Annotated in this window: 13 protein-coding genes and 1 pseudogene; 7 read left to right on the top strand and 7 right to left on the bottom strand. The window is 71.4% G+C overall.

The window, feature by feature from the left end; translation table 11 throughout:
- From ACFQSB_RS20275 to ACFQSB_RS20245, 7 genes and pseudogenes are all read left to right on the top strand, one after another.
- Positions 1-806, top strand: a pseudogene (locus ACFQSB_RS20275) (hypothetical protein); the annotation flags it as partial.
- Positions 807-1,307: 501 nt separating this feature from the next.
- On the top strand, positions 1,308-2,474 hold the full coding sequence (locus tag ACFQSB_RS20270; RefSeq protein ID WP_380828362.1) for a glycosyltransferase: 1,167 nt from the start codon (positions 1,308-1,310) through the stop codon (positions 2,472-2,474).
- Entirely contained in the window at positions 2,471-3,790 is a 1,320-nt protein-coding gene (locus ACFQSB_RS20265; protein ID WP_380828360.1) for an aromatic ring-hydroxylating oxygenase subunit alpha, read from the top strand. Before ACFQSB_RS20270 ends, ACFQSB_RS20265 begins: the two co-directional genes overlap by 4 nt.
- The gene (locus ACFQSB_RS20260) at positions 3,787-4,299 is read left to right on the top strand and encodes an aromatic-ring-hydroxylating dioxygenase subunit beta (protein WP_380828359.1); all 513 of its coding nucleotides are present in this window, start codon (positions 3,787-3,789) and stop codon (positions 4,297-4,299) included. The genes ACFQSB_RS20265 and ACFQSB_RS20260 overlap by 4 nt, the downstream gene beginning before the upstream one ends.
- 7 nt (positions 4,300-4,306) lie before the next feature.
- Entirely contained in the window at positions 4,307-5,521 is a 1,215-nt protein-coding gene (locus tag ACFQSB_RS20255) for an MFS transporter (protein ID WP_380828357.1), read from the top strand.
- A complete protein-coding gene (locus tag ACFQSB_RS20250) occupies positions 5,518-5,910 on the top strand; it encodes a carboxymuconolactone decarboxylase family protein (protein ID WP_354852562.1) in 393 nt (130 codons plus the stop codon). Before ACFQSB_RS20255 ends, ACFQSB_RS20250 begins: the two co-directional genes overlap by 4 nt.
- Complete coding sequence (locus tag ACFQSB_RS20245; RefSeq protein WP_354931539.1) at positions 5,900-6,454, top strand: hypothetical protein; 555 nt, start codon at positions 5,900-5,902, stop codon at positions 6,452-6,454. Before ACFQSB_RS20250 ends, ACFQSB_RS20245 begins: the two co-directional genes overlap by 11 nt.
- Here ACFQSB_RS20245 and ACFQSB_RS20240 read toward each other — a convergent pair.
- The 7 genes from ACFQSB_RS20240 to ACFQSB_RS20210 form a co-directional block, all read right to left on the bottom strand.
- The gene (locus tag ACFQSB_RS20240; protein WP_380828356.1) at positions 6,397-7,053 is read right to left on the bottom strand and encodes a flavodoxin family protein; all 657 of its coding nucleotides are present in this window, start codon (positions 7,051-7,053) and stop codon (positions 6,397-6,399) included. The genes ACFQSB_RS20245 and ACFQSB_RS20240 overlap by 58 nt on opposite strands.
- A 135-nt stretch (positions 7,054-7,188) precedes the next feature.
- Positions 7,189-9,045, bottom strand: a complete 1,857-nt coding sequence (locus tag ACFQSB_RS20235) for an ABC transporter ATP-binding protein (RefSeq protein ID WP_380828355.1) — start codon at positions 9,043-9,045, stop codon at positions 7,189-7,191.
- The gene (locus tag ACFQSB_RS20230) at positions 9,042-10,757 is read right to left on the bottom strand and encodes an ABC transporter ATP-binding protein (protein ID WP_380828354.1); all 1,716 of its coding nucleotides are present in this window, start codon (positions 10,755-10,757) and stop codon (positions 9,042-9,044) included. The genes ACFQSB_RS20235 and ACFQSB_RS20230 overlap by 4 nt, the downstream gene beginning before the upstream one ends.
- Before the next feature lie 391 nt (positions 10,758-11,148).
- Entirely contained in the window at positions 11,149-12,507 is a 1,359-nt protein-coding gene (locus ACFQSB_RS20225) for a calcium:cation antiporter (RefSeq protein ID WP_380828352.1), read from the bottom strand.
- Between the two features lie 181 nt (positions 12,508-12,688).
- Positions 12,689-14,185, bottom strand: a complete 1,497-nt coding sequence (locus ACFQSB_RS20220; protein ID WP_380828350.1) for an MFS transporter — start codon at positions 14,183-14,185, stop codon at positions 12,689-12,691.
- Positions 14,186-14,201: 16 nt separating this feature from the next.
- Complete coding sequence (locus ACFQSB_RS20215) at positions 14,202-14,648, bottom strand: MarR family winged helix-turn-helix transcriptional regulator (RefSeq protein ID WP_380828348.1); 447 nt, start codon at positions 14,646-14,648, stop codon at positions 14,202-14,204.
- Between the two features lie 179 nt (positions 14,649-14,827).
- A complete protein-coding gene (locus ACFQSB_RS20210; RefSeq protein ID WP_354852580.1) occupies positions 14,828-15,403 on the bottom strand; it encodes a helix-turn-helix domain-containing protein in 576 nt (191 codons plus the stop codon).
- Between the last annotated feature and the right edge of the window lie 18 nt (positions 15,404-15,421).

Genomic DNA, 15,421 nt, shown 5'->3' with positions numbered 1-15,421 from the left:
ACGCCCTGGAAGACCCCCCGCCCCCCGAAGCCCCGCTCAGCGTGGAGGAGGGCTTCACCCCCGAACGCGGCGACGGCGCCAAGCCGCCCACCGAGTTCTGGGAACCCGACCCCGAGGCCGACGACCCAGAAAGCCGCATCCGCTGGGGCCGCGTCGCCCTGGTCACCGTCGTGTCGGTCGCCTCCGCCGGAGTGGTCTGGTCGCTGATCTTCGCCCCCGCCGCCCGCACCGGACGACCCGTCGACGTCGAAGCCGCCGGCGGCACCGTCGTCATCACCCCGGGCGAGTCCCTGCCACCCCTGCTCGACTCCCCGCCGCCTCCCCCCTCTTCCCCGAAGACCACCACGGCACCCACCCCGGCACATAAGGCCACGTCGGCCCGAAAGTCCACGCCCGGGCAGAGGCCCACACCCGGGCAGGCGTCCACGCCCGGGCAGAGCCCCCCGCCGCGGGCCGCCTCGGCATCACCGGCCCCGCCGTTCGTGAGCGTCGCCGGCACCGTGGACGTGGGGTACGCCAGGCACGGCACGGCGTCGATCACCTCCACTTCGGGGACCGTCCGCTGGAGCGCGGCCGGGTCCGCCTACGTCACCGCCTCACCGTCCGGCGGCACCCTCCGCGACGGCGAGCGCGGCCGGTTCCGCCTCACCCTCGGCGGCCTGACGCCGGGCACGAGGTCGGACTGCGACCGGCCGCTGAGCACCTACCTCACCATCACCTGGTGGGGGCGGAACAAGGGCGCCGAGGGCTCCGGCAGCGCCACGGTGACCATCGCCTACAAAAAGCCCTGCCCCAAGGGTTCGTAGCCTGTCGCCGAGCAGGCGTGGAACGCTCCCGGTTCGACCTTGCACGACCGGCGACGGTGCCGGCCGAGCCGGCGCGGCGCCGGTCGCAGGCCGAGGCGGAGCCCGGCCGAAGTGGCGTCCAACATAATAGGGATAACCGGGAATTGCGAGGCGTTGACATCGATCGCATATCGCGGCGAAACTGCCTGGGGGGCAGGTGGTGACCCCGGTTGTTTCGAGGTTGTTCCGAGTAGCGTCAATCGATGTGTTGTCCCCTCACCGATGATGGGCAATGCGCAGAGCCTCGTGGCAGTAACCGCTCGTAGCAAAGTACCTGGACGTTGACGGTCCCTTTCGCCTGCCGGGTGTTCTCGCCTGTCCGGGGGCGGAGTTCCGCCGTTCATGCGTCGCCGTCTCGACTCGTTTCCGAAGGCAGGAGGGTGTCGCGGTCGTGGCTGCCGTGGTGCGTCCATAGCCAAATGTCGAGTCGGTCTCGTCCTTTCTCGATGAATCGGAGATTTGATGCGCGTAGCCCTGCTCACCACGACTCAGCATGGTCATCTGAACCCCTATATTCCGGTGGTCAATGCGCTCCAGGCCGCCGGCGGCGAGGTCGCGCTGCTGCTGTTGTCCGCGGACGGTGGTGCGCTCGACGAGCAGCGTCGCCAGGCCTTGGGCAAGGCACAGGTCCACGCGATCGGACAGGTCCAGATGGCGCCGTGGAGCGGCGACCCGGCGAAGATCGGCCCGATGCTCGAGTCGTCGCCGGTGGCAGAGCAGACGGCCGACACCCTCCGTGCGACCGCGCCGGACTTCGTGCTCGTCGATTCGCTGCCGGTCACGGCGTCGGCGATGGTCGGCGCACAGGCGTCCGGCGTGCCGTACGGGATGATCTGGGCCAACCTGGGCGGAGTTTGCCCGGCCAAGCATCGACAAGGCCGCTGGGCGTACGACGAGCAGGTCGGCGACTATCTGACCAGGCACGGGGTGGCGTGGTCGACCCTGACTCATTCGGCGCGTTCGCCGATCCTCAATCTGATGCCGACGATCCCCGCTCTCGTCGGGGAGGACGGGGTCACCGACGACGGCGTGCAGCTGGTCGGGTTGCCCGGTGCGGCGGGGACCCGCGGCGACGAGGTCGCCTTCTCGGGCCTGGATCGCATCGCCCCTGGCCGCCCGGTGGTGTACGTCTCCTTCGGCACGATCTTCTACCGGCGGCCGGACCTGCTGCGCACGGTGATCATCGGCGCGGCGGCGACCGGCGCCCAGGTGATCGCCTCGGTAGGAGATCTCGCCGAGGAGCTCGCGCTGCCCGACGAGGTGCTCACCGCCCCGTATCTGCCGCAACGCGAGGTGCTCGAGCGCGCCGATGTGTTCATCACCCATGGCGGATACAACTCGGTGGCCGAGTCGATCCGGGCGGCCACGCCGATGCTGGTGATCCCGCTGGCCGTCGATCAGCCCATCCAGGCGTACTTCGTGGGCAGCGCGGGCTTCGGGACGGCGTTGGAGCCGGCCGGCGTCACCGAGCAGACGGTCGCCGACGCCGTCGCCGACCTGCTCGATCCAGCCCAGGGCTACCGGGCCCGGCTGCGCGCCGCGCAGCCGGAGTGCGGCGATTCCGCCGCGCGCACGGCCGAGCTGGTCCTCAGCACGGTCGAGACGTTACAGCGGAAGGGGGAGCAGTGACGATCGAACTGCGGCGGCCGGTGGGCGACCCGATCGTGATCGACGATCTCGAGCGCCTCTCGTTCCAGGTTGATCGCCGCGCCTACACCGACGAGGACCTGGCCGCACAGGAGATGACCAGGATCTTCGATCGCTGCTGGTTGTACGTCGGACACGAATCGGAGCTGCCCGGGCCGGGCTCCTACGTGGCGCGCGACGTCGGCGGGCGCCCGGTGGTCATGGCGCGCGGGTCCGACGGGGTGGTCCGGGTGTTCGCCAACAGCTGCACGCACCGCGGGGCTCTGATCTGCTCGCAGCCGGCCGGGCAGACCCGGTCGTTCCGGTGCCCGTACCACGACTGGACCTTCTCCAACCAGGGCGACCTGGTCGGGGTCCCGATCCCGGACGGGTACGGGCCGGGCTTCCGCAAGGCGGACTTCGGCCTGGCGCGGCACCGTAGTGACACCTACCGCGGTTTCGTGTTCCTCACCTTCGATCCGGAGCAGCCGCGCACCCTGACCGAGTACCTGGCGGGTGCGACGGAGTACCTCGATCTGATCGACGACCAGTCCGAGGCCGGGATGGAGGTGATCCAGGGCGCGCAACTCCACGGGGCTCGGGCCAACTGGAAGCTCATGATGGAGAACAGCGTCGACATCTACCACTTCCGGGCCCTGCACAAGCGCTACGTCGGCTACATGGAGTCGCTGGGGTCGGTGCCACCGCGACGGCGAGGCGGGTTCGGCCGCGCCCTCGGACTGGGACATGGAGCCAACGAGCTGCCACCGGCGGCGGCCCGCCCGCTCGCCTACTGGACGCCGATGTTCGGCGAGGAGGTCCGGCCGCGGATCGAGGCGACGGCCGCACGGTTCGTCGACCGGTTCGGCGCCGAACGCGCCGAACGGATCACCGGCACCAATCGCGCGGTGCTGATCTTCCCCAACCTGATGATCATCGACGCGATCGCGATCACGATCCGCAAGATCGACCCGGTCGGCGCCGCCCAGATGGCCATCACCTCGGTCGCCCTGGCCCCCAAGGACGAGGACCCCGACATCCGGGAACTGCGCAAGAGTCACTACCTGACCTTCCTCGGCCCCGCCGGCTTCGCCACCCCCGACGACATCGAGATCGTCGAGTCGTGCCAGCGGGGTTACCTCAACCGCACGGTCCGCTATTCGGACCTGTCACGCGGCATGAACAAGGAGGTCCCGGAGACGACCGACGAGCTTCCCGCCCGCGAGTTCTGGCGGCAGTGGGACCGGCTGATGCACGGCGACGACGGTCACCTCGAGGTCGCCCACCGGGCCGAGATGCGAGAGGCGCGAACACGATGACCACCGAGCTGACGGTCGACGAAACGGCCCAGGTGCGGCTGTGGCACCAGGTGAGCCGGTTCCTTTTCCGTGAGGCGCGGCTGCTCGACGAGTGGCGCCTGCGCGAGTGGTACGACGAGATGCTGACCGGCGACATCCGCTACTCGGTGCCGGCCACCGATGTCCGCGGCGAGAGCGCCGACGCGCTCGGGCTCATCGACGACGACGCCGCCCGGCTGCGCCAGCGGATCGAACAACTCCTCAACGGCGAGGTGTGGTGCGAGAACCCCCGGTCGCGCACGAACCGCATGATCGGCAACGTGGAGATCCTGACCGACCGGGGCACGCACCTGGACGTGGCGGCGAATGTCGTCGTGTACCGGTTCGGGCACGGGCGCTCTGACACCTACGTCGGAAAATGCCGGTTCGAGCTCGTGATCGAGGGCGAGTCGTTCCGGATCAGGAGACGGGTCGTGGTGCTCGACCACGAGACGTTGTACGAGCACGGAAAGCTCAGCATCATCCTGTGAGCGGACGGTGACCGCGGCGGGCCCCGGCGGCGCCCCACCCGTCGCCACCGCCCGGCCGAGTCTGCCGCGCGAGGTCTACGTCCTCAGTGTCGTCGGTGGCTGCGTCATGCTGGGCCTGGGGCTGGTGGTCCCGGTGCTCCCGGTGTACGCGGCGACGTTCGGGGCCGGGCCCGCCCAGGTCGGAGCGATCGTCGCTCTGTTCGCGTTCCTGCGGCTGGCCACCAGCCCGTTGTGCGGCCGGCTCGGCGTTCGTTTCGGCGAGCGGCGGGTGCTCGTCGCCGGCCTGCTGCTCAGCGCGCTCTCCTCGGCCCTGATGGCGTTCGCCGGGTCCTACGAACAACTGCTGGTGTTCCGCGGTCTCGGCGGCGTCGGCTCGGTGCTGTTCTCGGTGTCCGCGCTGGCGACCCTGCTCGCGGTCGCGCCGCCCGACCAGCGGGGCAGGGCCGGCGCCGTGTTCGAAACGGGCTTCGTGCTCGGCGGGATCTGCGGGCCGGCGCTGGGCGGCCTCCTTGCCTCCATCACCCTGTCCGCGCCGTTCCTGGTCTACGCCGTGCTGTTGCTGGCCGCCGCGGCGCTGACCCTGACGGTGCTGCGCACCGGTGGAACCGCCGGCGCGGAGCACGGCCGTGACGTCGTCGGGCTACCGGTGCTGCTGCGGGATCGGCGCTACGTGGTGGCCTGCCTCGCGGCGCTGGCGCAGGGATGGGTCCTGTTCGGCCTGCGCGGCGCACTGGTCCCCGCGGTGGTCGTGGCGTGGGGGCATGACGTGACGTGGGTCGGGTGGGCGTTCACGATGTCCACCGTCGTCCAGACGCTGCTGATCGTCCCGGCCGGCCGGATCGTCGACCGCGCCGGCCGCCGGCCCGCCATGATCGCCGGCACGGGTGTGGCCGCGGCGGCGGTCACGGCCCTGGTGTTCGTGGACGACTACGCCTGGCTGGTCGTCCTGCTCAGTGTGTACGCGGCGGGAACGGCGCTGCTCAACGCCGCACCGGCCGCGCTGGTCGGCGACGTCGTCGCCGGCCGGGGCGGCAGCGGCGTCGCCGTCTTCTCGATGTGCATCGATGTCGGCGCCGTGGTCGGACCGGTCCTGGTCGGTCTCATCGCCGAGCGGGTGAGTGTTCCGGCCGCCTTCGGCAGCGGCGCCGCGTTGCTGGCCGTCGCCTTCGTGGCGTCGTGGACGTTGACAACTGTTGGCCAAAACCAAGGAGCTGATCGATGAACCAGCCCTCTGCCCGGCATGAGCAGGGTGAAGCCATGTTCAAGCAGGTCTTCGGCCGCGAGCCGCGTCCGGGTTCCTACCCGGAGTTCCTGCGGATCACCGTCGACCACCTGTTCGGTGAGATCTGGACCCGCCCGCACCTGAGCGTCCACGAGCGCGAACTGGTCGCGCTGACCGCGGTGGCGCTGGCGCGCACCGATTGGGAGCTGCGCGGCCACATCGGTGCCGCCCTGCACCTGGGGATGTCGCGGGAGAAGATCATCGAAGTCATCATCCAGCTCGCCTACTACGGTGGCTGGCCGGTCGCCAACAACGGGCTGCGCGTCGCCCAGGAGGTCTTCGCCGAGTTAGACGGCGACAGCGGGAAGGACGCCGACCATGACCACTGAACCTGCTGCGACCACCGAACCCTCTGCCCTCGACCCGGCCGAGAAGGTCGACCTGTGGCGCCAGCGGTTCTTCGAGGCCCAGGCCGCCGCGGAGGAGTTCGTCCTGGGAGAGCACGGCGAGGAAGGGCTGGCCGCGTGGATCCAGGCCAACTCCCGCATCACCGCCAAGCTCCTGCAGGCGCAACGGCCCGCCGGGGTCTCCGCCACCGATCACTTCATGACCCGGCTGCAGCGTCAGCTGATGCTGTACGACTCGGCGGTGACCAGTGAGCCCCGGCCCTCGGGCACCGTCCTGCGCAACGCCGACTGCGGGATCCTGCGGTACCGCAAACGGGCCGCCCGCGCCGGCGTCGTCCTGACGTTCTCCTCACCGTGCTCCTACTGCCAGGAACTCAACACCGCCATCGCCGCCCGCTACGTGGAACCAGAGGTCACCGTGTCGTGCGAACAGGCGGGCGACGGGTGCACCTGGCGCGCGGAGCCCGCTCAGGCCGAAGGAGAGGACGCGGCCGGGTCACCGCACCGCGGACGGGCCGGCGACTGAAGCAGCGGCAGTGCCGTGCGGCCGTCGGCCGGCGACCGGCTGCCCTCGAGCGTCATGCCGAGTTGCCGGCCCACGGCCACGCACATGTCGAGCGCCGCGGTGCGGGTCAGATCCTGATGACCGCTCTGCGTGAAGCACGCCGAGGCCACGTTCTTGTTCTTCAGGCGCAGGAACCACGGGAACAGCGATCCCAGTGCGGGCTCGGTCAGCATCGTGCGCGAGTGCACGATGGTGCCCACCAGCAGGTTGCCGAACGGGCGGTGCGCGGCGTTCATGAAGCTCTTCAGGCGCTCCTGGAAGATCTTCAGCACGGAGGGCACGTTCCCGGCGTACACCGGCATGGCCAGCAGCATCCCCTGCGCGCCCTCGGCCAGATCGACGACGTGCTCGAAGTCGTCGTCGAGGGTGCACCGGCCCACCTCGGGATCAAGGCAGGTGTCCTCTCCTTCGCACATCGCGATGCGATGGTCGATCAACCGGATGTGCTGGATCTGGGCGTCACCGACCTCCCGGACGACGCCGCCGATCGCCGCCTCGAGCAGGGCGTCGGTCAGCGACGGCAGACGCTTCTGCGTACAGGACAACGCGACGATCTTCACCTGAGGGCCTCCTCTGTCCGCCCAAGACGGGCACCTGACGAAGCCCCCGTGACCGCGCACTGAGGCAGCCTCAAAATACCCACCTCGGGTGTGCCCGCGGAAGGGGGCCGGCGAAGGCCGGTCCCCCTTCCCCGGTCATGCCAGGCTGTCGAGCCAGGCCCGGTGCAGGTCGGCGTAGCGGCCGGCCTCGCCGATGAGACGCTGCGGGGGGCCGTCCTCGACAACGCGGCCGGCCTCCATGACCAGCACCCGTTCGGCGATCTCCACCGTGGACAGGCGGTGGGCGATGATCAGGGCGGTGCGCCCGGCCAGGACGGTGCGCAGGGCCCGCTGGACCAGGCGCTCGCTGGGGACGTCCAGACTGGAGGTCGCCTCGTCCAGGATCAGCACGGCCGGGTCGGCCAGGAAGACCCTGGCGAAGGCCACCAGTTGCCGCTGACCGGCCGACATGCGGCCGCCGCGCTTGCCGACCTGGGTCCGGTACCCCTCCGGGAGCGCCGCGATGAACTCGTGCGCGCCGATCGCGCGGGCCGCCTGCTCGATGTCGGCCGGGGTGGCGTCCGGGCGGCCGAACCTGATGTTGTCCGCCACCGTGCCGGTGAACAGGAAGTTCTCCTGCGTCACCATCACCACGGCCCGCCGCAGCGTGGCCTCCTCCAGGTCGCGCAGGTCGACCCCGTCGAGCAGGACGCGCCCGGCCGTCGGGTCGTAGAAGCGGGCGATCAGCTTGGCCACGGTGGTCTTGCCCGCGCCGGTCGCGCCGACCACCGCGACGATCTGCCCAGGAGGAATCGACAGGTCCAGCCGGGGCAGGACCGGCACGCCGTCGATGTAGGAGAACTCGGCGGCCTCGAACCGCACCTCGCCGAGCGGACGCTCCAGCGCGACCGGACGCTCGGGCTCGGCCACGGCGGGCCGCTCCTCCAGCACGCCGGACAGGTTGGACAGCGCCGCGCCGGCCGACTGCAGGGTGTTGTAGAACTGGGAGATCTCCTGCATCGGCTCGTAGAACTGCCGCAGGTACAGCAGGAACGCGGCCAGCACGCCGACGGTGACCGCGTGGTGCAGCGCGAGCCAGCCGCCGTACAGCAGGACCACCGCGACGGTGATGTTGCCGATCAGCTTGATGCCCGGCATGAACACCGCGACCAGGTGCATGCTGCCGGCGTTGGCGTCCCGGTAGCCGGTGTTGAGCTCCTGGAAGATCTCCTGGTTGCGCGGCTCCCTGCGGAACGCCTGGACCGCCCTGATGCCGGTCATCGACTCCACGAAGTGCACGATGACCAGCGCCACCGCCTCGCGGGTCCGGCGGTAGACGATGCTGGACTCGCGCCGGAACCACCGGGTGAACAGCAGCAGGATCGGCAGCGGCACCAGGGCGACCGCGCCGAGCGGCAGGTCGAGCACCAGCAGCAGGCCCGCGGTGCCGAACAGGGTGAGCACGGCGGTGACGATGCTGTCGAAGCCCGACTGGAGCATCTCGGCGATGGCGTCGATGTCGGAGGTGAGCCGGGCGATGACCCGCCCGGAGGTGTAGCGCTCGTGGAAGGCCAGCGACAGCCGCTGGAAGTGGTCGAAGACGCGGCGGCGCAGCTCCAGCAGGATGTCCTGGCCGATCCGCCCGGAGATCTGCAGGAACGCCTGGCGGGTGAACGCCTGGGTCAGTGTCGCGGCCAGGATCGCCGCGACCGAGGCGACCAGCGTCCCGGCGCCCTGGTGCCGCAGCATCGGCGGGATGCCGGCGTCGATGCCCACCTTCACCAGGTACGGGATCGCCAGGCCGGCCGCGCTGGAGAGCACGATCACCGCGATCAGCGTGGCGATGGCCCTGCGGTGGGGGCGTAGCAGGTCGCCGAGCAGCCGCCGCGACCGCGCCCGCAGCAGCACCGACACCTTGTCGGGCAGGTCCTCCTTCTTCTCCGCGGCGACGCCGCGCCAGCGCCCGGGTTCGACCGGCGCGCCCGCCGGCGCACCCGCGTTCACGGGGGTCATCGCAGCGCCTCCCGCTGGTCGAGGTCGGCGTCCTGCGCGAGCAGTTCCCGGTACTCCGGGACCGTCGACAGCAGTTCCTGGTGCAGGCCGACATGGGTGATGGTGCCCTCGCGCAGCAGAGCGACCTTGTCGGCGAGCAGCACGGTGGAGGCGCGATGCGCCACCACCAGGCCCGTCGCCTCCGCCAGCACCCCGCGCAGCGCCTGCTCGACCAGAGCCTCGGTCTCAACGTCGAGGGCGGACAGGGTGTCGTCCAGCACCAGGATCCTCGGCCGGCTGAGCACCGCGCGGGCCAGCGCGAGCCGTTGCCGCTGGCCGCCCGACAGGGACATGCCCTGCTCGCCGATGCGGGTGTCGAGCCCCCAGGGAAGGTCGTAGGCGAACGTGGCCTGGGCGATCTCCAGCGCCTCGCGCAGTTCGTCGTCGCTCGCCTCGCCCCGGCCGAGGGTGAGGTTCTCCCGCACGCTCATCGAGAACAGCGTCGGCTCCTCGAAGGCGGTGGCGACCACCGACCGCAGCGCCGGCAGTTCCAGGTCGCGGATGTCGCGGCCGTCGATGGTGACCCGGCCCGCGGTGACGTCGGCCAGCCTCGGCACCAGGGCGGTCAGCGTCGTCTTGCCCGAGCCGGTCGCCCCCACGATCGCGACCGTCTCGCCCGGGCGCACCTCCAGCCAGACGTCGCGCAGCACCGGCCGGTCGTCCCCGGCGAACCGGAAGCCGACGCCCTCGAACCGCAGGTGCCCGCGCGGCCGCTCGATCACCTCCACGCCGCCGACGATCTCCGGCTCGGTGTCCAGGACCTCCATGACGCGGTCGGCGGAGGTCATCGCCTCCTGGGCCATGGCCAGGATGTAGCCCAGCGACGCGATCGGCCACACCAGCTGGAGCATCAGCGTGGTGAAGGCCACCAGCGTGCCCAGCGTGAGCGACCCGGCGCCGACGGCCAGCGCGCCCAGCAGGAGCACCATGGCCAGGGTGACGTTGGGGATCACCTCAAGGAAGGTGAAGAAACGCGACGCCAGGCGGACCTTGTCCATCGAGACCCGGTGGACCTTCCGCGCGGCGGCGTCGAACTCGGAGAACACGTGCGGCCTGCGGCCGAACGCCTTGATCGTGCGGATCCCGAGCGCGGCCTCCTCCACGTAGGTGGCGATGTCGCCCTGCATGTCCTGTACGTCGCGGGAGATGCGGCGGTACTTCTTCTCGAACCGCAACGACACCGCGAAGATGGGCACCGCGGCGGCGACGATGAGCAGGCCGAGCGGCCAGTACATCCGCATGAGCAGCACGGTCACCGTGGCCAGTTGCAGGATGTTCATGACCAGGAACAGCAGGCCGAATCCGGAGAACCGCCTGATCGTCGACAGGTCGGTCGTCGCGCGCGACAGAAGCTGGCCCGACTGCCACTCGCCGTGGAAGCTCATCGGCAGCAGTTGCAGGTGCCGGTAGAGGTCGTCGCGGATGGCCGTCTCCAGGCCGAGCACGGCCTTGGTCTGCATCCACCGGCGCAGGAAGGTCAAGAACGCCTCGGTGACGCCGAGGGCGAGGGCGAGCAGTCCGAGCGGGAGCAGGGCGTCGCCGTGGCCGTGGCCGACCGGGCCGTCGATGATGTCCTTGCCGACCAGAGGGATCGCGGTGCTGGTGGCGATGCCGGCGATGGTGGCGAGCCAGATGGTGACCAGTCGGGGGACGTAGGGGCGCAGGTAGGGCATGAGCCGCCGCAGTGAGCGGGATCTTGTTCCGCGGCGCTTGTCCGGGGAGTCGGGGGCAGGGCCTGGGTCTGTACCGTCGGAGGGCATGAGGAAGCGGCATTCCTTAGGGGTAGGCGCGATGGACGGGGCGGAAGGGCGCTCGAGGGGTGTCGCGGCGGCTTCGGGGGCGCGCGTGGGCAGCCACGGCCGCGGGCGTCACCTTCACCCTCCAAGCCTTCTACTCCCCCGAGCAACCGATTTTCGACACGCACGCGATTCCCGGCATCCCGGGCGGGTGGTCCGGTGTTGGCATACCCACTCGGCGGACCCACCCCACTCCGGCGCATCGGCGCCGCCTTCGGGCCCGGCGCCGATGCCGGCGGCGCTCAGGCCGCCCATTGACGCGGGGCGGTCAGGGGTTGGCGGCCAGGAACAGGTAGGCGGCGCACAGGGCGAGGTGGACGGCGGCCTGCAGGAGGGTGGCGCGGCCGGGCATGACGGTGAGGATGCCGACGCCGGCGGTGAGGGCGAGCAGCACGATCTGGGTCGCGCCGAGCCCGAGCAGCAGCGGGCCGCCGAGCCAGATCGAGGCCACGGCGATGGCGGGGATGGTCAGGCCGATGCTGGCCATGGCGGAGCCGAGGGCGAGGTTGAGGCTGATCTGGACGCGGTCGCGGCGGGCGTTGCGGGCGGCGGCGAGGGTTTCGGGGAGCAGCACCAGCAACGCGATGACGACGCCGACGACGGAGTGGGGCAGCCCGGCGGCGGCGACGGTGTGCTCGATGGTCCCCGACTCGACCTTGGCCAGGCCGACGACGGCGACGAGCGCGGCCATGAGCAGGGCGAGGCTGATCAGGGGGGCGCCGGCCGCTTGGACCACCGGGCCACCGGAGCCCTTGGGGCCTTCGGAGCCCTGGGAGCCGGCGCCGGGCACGATGGGGGCGGCCGGCGGTTCCCCAGAGGGTGGTTCCCCGGAGGGCCGTTCCCCGGGGGGGCGTTCTCCGGTGGGCGGTTCCCCCGTGGAACGGGCGCCCTCGGGGGCGCGGGCGGGGACCGGCGGGGCGGCGGGAGCGGCAGGAGCGGGCGGGGCAGGGCGAGCGGCGGGCGGCGCCGGCGGGGCGGATGGAGCAGGTGCAGCAGATGGGGCGACGGCCGTGGTGGCGGTGAGGAAGGACTCGCGGTGACGGACGTTCTGCACGAAAACGAACAACGAGTACAGAACCAGGGACGCCACGGCGGCGAAGGCCAGCTGCGGCGTCGAGAATTCCGGGCCGGGGGCACTGGTGGTGAAGGCGGGCAGCACCAGGCAGAGGGTCGCCAGGGTGATCACGGTCGCCAGGGCCGCGCCGGTGCCCTCGGGGTTGAACCGCGCGGTGCGCGAGCGCAGGGTGACGATCAGCAGTGACAGCCCGACGATGCCGTTGCAGGTGATCATCACGGCGGCGAAGACGGTGTCGCGGGCCAGGGCGGCGGTGGCGGGGCCGCCGGAGATCATCAGGGTGATGATGAGTCCGACCTCGATGATGGTGACGGCGACCGCGAGGACCAGCGAGCCGAAAGGCTCTCCGACACGGTGGGCGACCGCCTCGGCATGGTGAACCGCGGCCAGCACCGAGGCGGCCAGCAGCGCCACGACGACGACCTCCACGATGGCGGGCAGGTCGCGCCCCCACACCGCGACGAGTGCGAGGACCGCCACGATCGGCACGATCGCGGCGGTCAGATCCAGCGGCGAGCGGGCGGTCGTGGCCGCGACCGGCGGAGTGTTCACCACGAGCCTCCGTCGATTGAGATGGCCGGTGCACTCCCCCGCCGGCGACCGTACCGCCTGCCATTCTAGGCGGCGTGGTCACCGGCGGCCCGCACGCGCGTGCCCGTGGGCTGCGAACTCACCCCCTCACGCCCGATCCGCCCCGGCCATGACCAGGCGGGCGAGGTCCCCTTTGTGAGATCTATCTCGCCGCGCCGGACTCCGTCGCCGCCGCGCGGCCGAGCGTGCGGTCGAAGACGGTCAGCAGGAGGTAGAGCACGCCTGCGGCGAGCATGATCCAGGCGAGGTGGTGCATGCCGCCGGTGTCGGCGCGTCGTCCGAAGGACGCGCCGGCCGCCGAGGAGGCGATCATGGAGCCGATGTAGGCGAAGGTGCGCAGCAGGCCCGCCGAGGAGGCGATGCGCTCGGGGTCGGCCTGGAAGTAGACGGAGTTCTGCAGGGCCAGGCTTATCAGCCCCTGCGGGAAGCCGAAGAGCAGGGACACCAGCAGCAGGGCCCACAGAGGGCTGTGGCCGGTGAGCGTCAGCATCGCCAGGCAGGCGACGATCTGCCCGGCCGCGCCGGCCAGCAGCTTTCCCCGCACGCCCTTGCGCCGCCCGGAGACGATGGAGACGCCGATCGCCAGCAGGAACATGGGGACCTGCACCAGCCCGGCGTGGAAGGGCGTCAGCCCGTAGCCCTGCTCGGTCCACTGCGTGAAGCCGAACAGGAAGGCGTAGGCGACGAGGTAGGCCACGAGCGCGCGTGCGTAGGTGGCCAGAAGCGGTGCGTTGCCGCCGAGCACCCGCAGGTCGATGAACGGGGTGGCCGCCCGCAGCTCCCGCGCCGCGAACCCGGCCGCCGCGACGGCGGCGATCACCGGCAGGTACCACTCGCGCGGGTGCGGGTTCATCAGGAACAGCAGCAGACAGGTGAGCATCGCGGCGAACAGCCCCATGCCGGGCAGGTCCAGCTCGGCAACCGGCCACCTGCGCCGCGGCGAGGTTCCCTCGTCCGACCGCCCGCGCCGCGGCGACGTGTCCTCTCCGGCCGTTTCGGCCGGCCTGGGCAGCCGGCGCGCCCCCAGCAGCACGGCCACGACGGCCAGCGGCACGTTCAGCGCGAAGGTGGCGCGCCAGCCGCCCGCCGCGATCAGCAGGCCGCCCAGCAGCGGGCCGACGACGGCGACGGTCTGGTTGGCGACCGCCAGGGCGGTCAGCACCCAGCCGGGACCGTCCGCACCGGTGCGGTCCGCCTCGCCGCGCACCAGTGCCATCGCGGCGGGATACCCGCCGCAGGTGCCGAACCCGAGCAGGACGCGCGCGACGATCAGCACCCCCAGGTTCGGCGCCAGGGCCCCGATGACACCGGCCACGCCGACGAGGCCGTTGCTGATCAGGAAGAGCCCGCGCGGCCCGAAGATGTCGATCAGCCGGCCCACGACCGGCTGCCCGAGCGAGGTCGCCAGATACAGGGCGGAGATCAGCCACAGGGTCTGCGAGGACGGCGCGCCCAGGGCCGTGCCGATGGGGACGAGCGCGACGGAGATGATCGTCGTATTGATCGGATTCAGCACCGATCCCAGCAGCATCGGCGGCAGCAACCGCCGGTCGAACCCCGGCCGACCGGCCTGTCGCACGACGTCCCCGGTCCGCCGCGCGTCCCCGGTCCGTCGCACGGCGTCCCCGGTCTGCGGCATGGCGTTACTCGTCGGATCAGTCACGGGTGAGCCGCTGGAGGACGGCCATGGCGGCGATCACGGCCTGGCGTTCTTGTTCGGTGCACCTGTCCTGCAACCGGCCGGCGAGCCATTCCGTCCGGGCCTGGCGCCCCTCCTCGACGCGGCGGTGGCCCTCCGCGGTGAGCGTGATCAGCAGGCGCCGCCCGTCGGCGGGGTCGGGGCTCCGCTCCACCAGCCCCATCGCGGCCAGCGATGTGACCGTCGCCGTCATCGACTGGTGGCGCACCCCTTCGGCGGACGCCAGCTCACTGGCCGTGACGCCCCCCTCGCCGGACAAGCGGGCCAGCACGGAGGCCTGGCCCAAGGTGATGTCCTCGGCCTGGGAGGCGTTCAGGATGCGGCGACGCAGGCGGCTGATGACCGCGCGGATCTCCCGAGACGCCTGAACCGCCGAGGGCGAGGGGCCGGAGTCTTCGCTCATGCCGTCCACGCTAAAGCGCACAGTCCAAACTGTCCAGTTTACCTGTGCAGTATGGACTGCTGTATGCCCGCAGGACCGCCGCGGCCTTCGTCGCGATATTCTCCGGCCCGCCCTTCGGTCGGCGCTTCTTCAGGGGAAAGGTCAACACCGCGCCACCGTTCCGGCCGGCGCTCGCGCGGTCAGGTCGGGCGGGCGCGCAGGTGGGCGCGTTCGCCCTGCGGGCCGAACAGGGCGAGCAGCTCGACGGGCTGGTCGTCGGCCGGGCCCATCCAGTGCGGGACATGGGTGTCGAACTCGGCCACCTCGCCCGGCTTGAGCACCAGATCGCGCTCGCCCAGCAGCAGCCGCAGGCGGCCGTCCAGGACGTAGAGCCACTCATACCCCTCGTGCGTCTGCGTGACGGGCTCGGCGGCGTCGCACCGTGGCGGAATGACCAGTTTGTGCGCCTGCACCCCGCCGACCCGGCGGGTCAGCGGCACGATCGTCATGCCGTGGCGGCGCACCGGGCGCAGATGCACCCGCGGGTCGCCGGTCTGCGGCGCGCCGACCAGCTCGTCGAGGGGAACCCCGTACGCGCGGGCGAGCGGGAGCAGCAGCTCCAGGTTCGGCCGCCGGGTGCCGCTCTCCAGCCGGGACAGGGTGCTCTCGGAGATGCCGGTGGTGCGCGACAGCTCCGCCAGCGTGAGGCCGCGCCCCTTGCGCAGCTCGCGCAGCTTCGGGCCGATCGCCGCCAGGACGTCCTTCAGCTCTCCCATGGCCCCACCTTGCCGAAA

The sequence above is a fragment of the Sphaerisporangium rhizosphaerae genome (assembly GCF_042665155.1).
Classification (GTDB): domain Bacteria; phylum Actinomycetota; class Actinomycetes; order Streptosporangiales; family Streptosporangiaceae; genus Sphaerisporangium; species Sphaerisporangium rhizosphaerae.
The sequence above is the reverse complement of the archived record's forward strand: the minus strand, read 5'-3'. Positions and strand labels throughout refer to the sequence as shown.

Bases quoted from the DNA above. Each gene is read 5' to 3' on its own strand.
- ACFQSB_RS20270 (WP_380828362.1), top strand. From the start codon at position 1,308: ATGCGCGTAGCCCTGCTCACCACGACTCAGCATGGTCATCTGAACCCC.
- ACFQSB_RS20260 (WP_380828359.1), top strand. From the start codon at position 3,787: ATGACCACCGAGCTGACGGTCGACGAAACGGCCCAGGTGCGGCTGTGG.
- ACFQSB_RS20250 (WP_354852562.1), top strand. From the start codon at position 5,518: ATGAACCAGCCCTCTGCCCGGCATGAGCAGGGTGAAGCCATGTTCAAG.
- ACFQSB_RS20245 (WP_354931539.1), top strand. From the start codon at position 5,900: ATGACCACTGAACCTGCTGCGACCACCGAACCCTCTGCCCTCGACCCG.
- ACFQSB_RS20235 (WP_380828355.1), bottom strand. From the start codon at position 9,045: ATGACCCCCGTGAACGCGGGTGCGCCGGCGGGCGCGCCGGTCGAACCC.
- ACFQSB_RS20230 (WP_380828354.1), bottom strand. From the start codon at position 10,757: ATGCCCTACCTGCGCCCCTACGTCCCCCGACTGGTCACCATCTGGCTC.
- ACFQSB_RS20220 (WP_380828350.1), bottom strand. From the start codon at position 14,185: ATGCCGCAGACCGGGGACGCCGTGCGACGGACCGGGGACGCGCGGCGG.
- ACFQSB_RS20215 (WP_380828348.1), bottom strand. From the start codon at position 14,648: ATGAGCGAAGACTCCGGCCCCTCGCCCTCGGCGGTTCAGGCGTCTCGG.
- ACFQSB_RS20210 (WP_354852580.1), bottom strand. From the start codon at position 15,403: ATGGGAGAGCTGAAGGACGTCCTGGCGGCGATCGGCCCGAAGCTGCGC.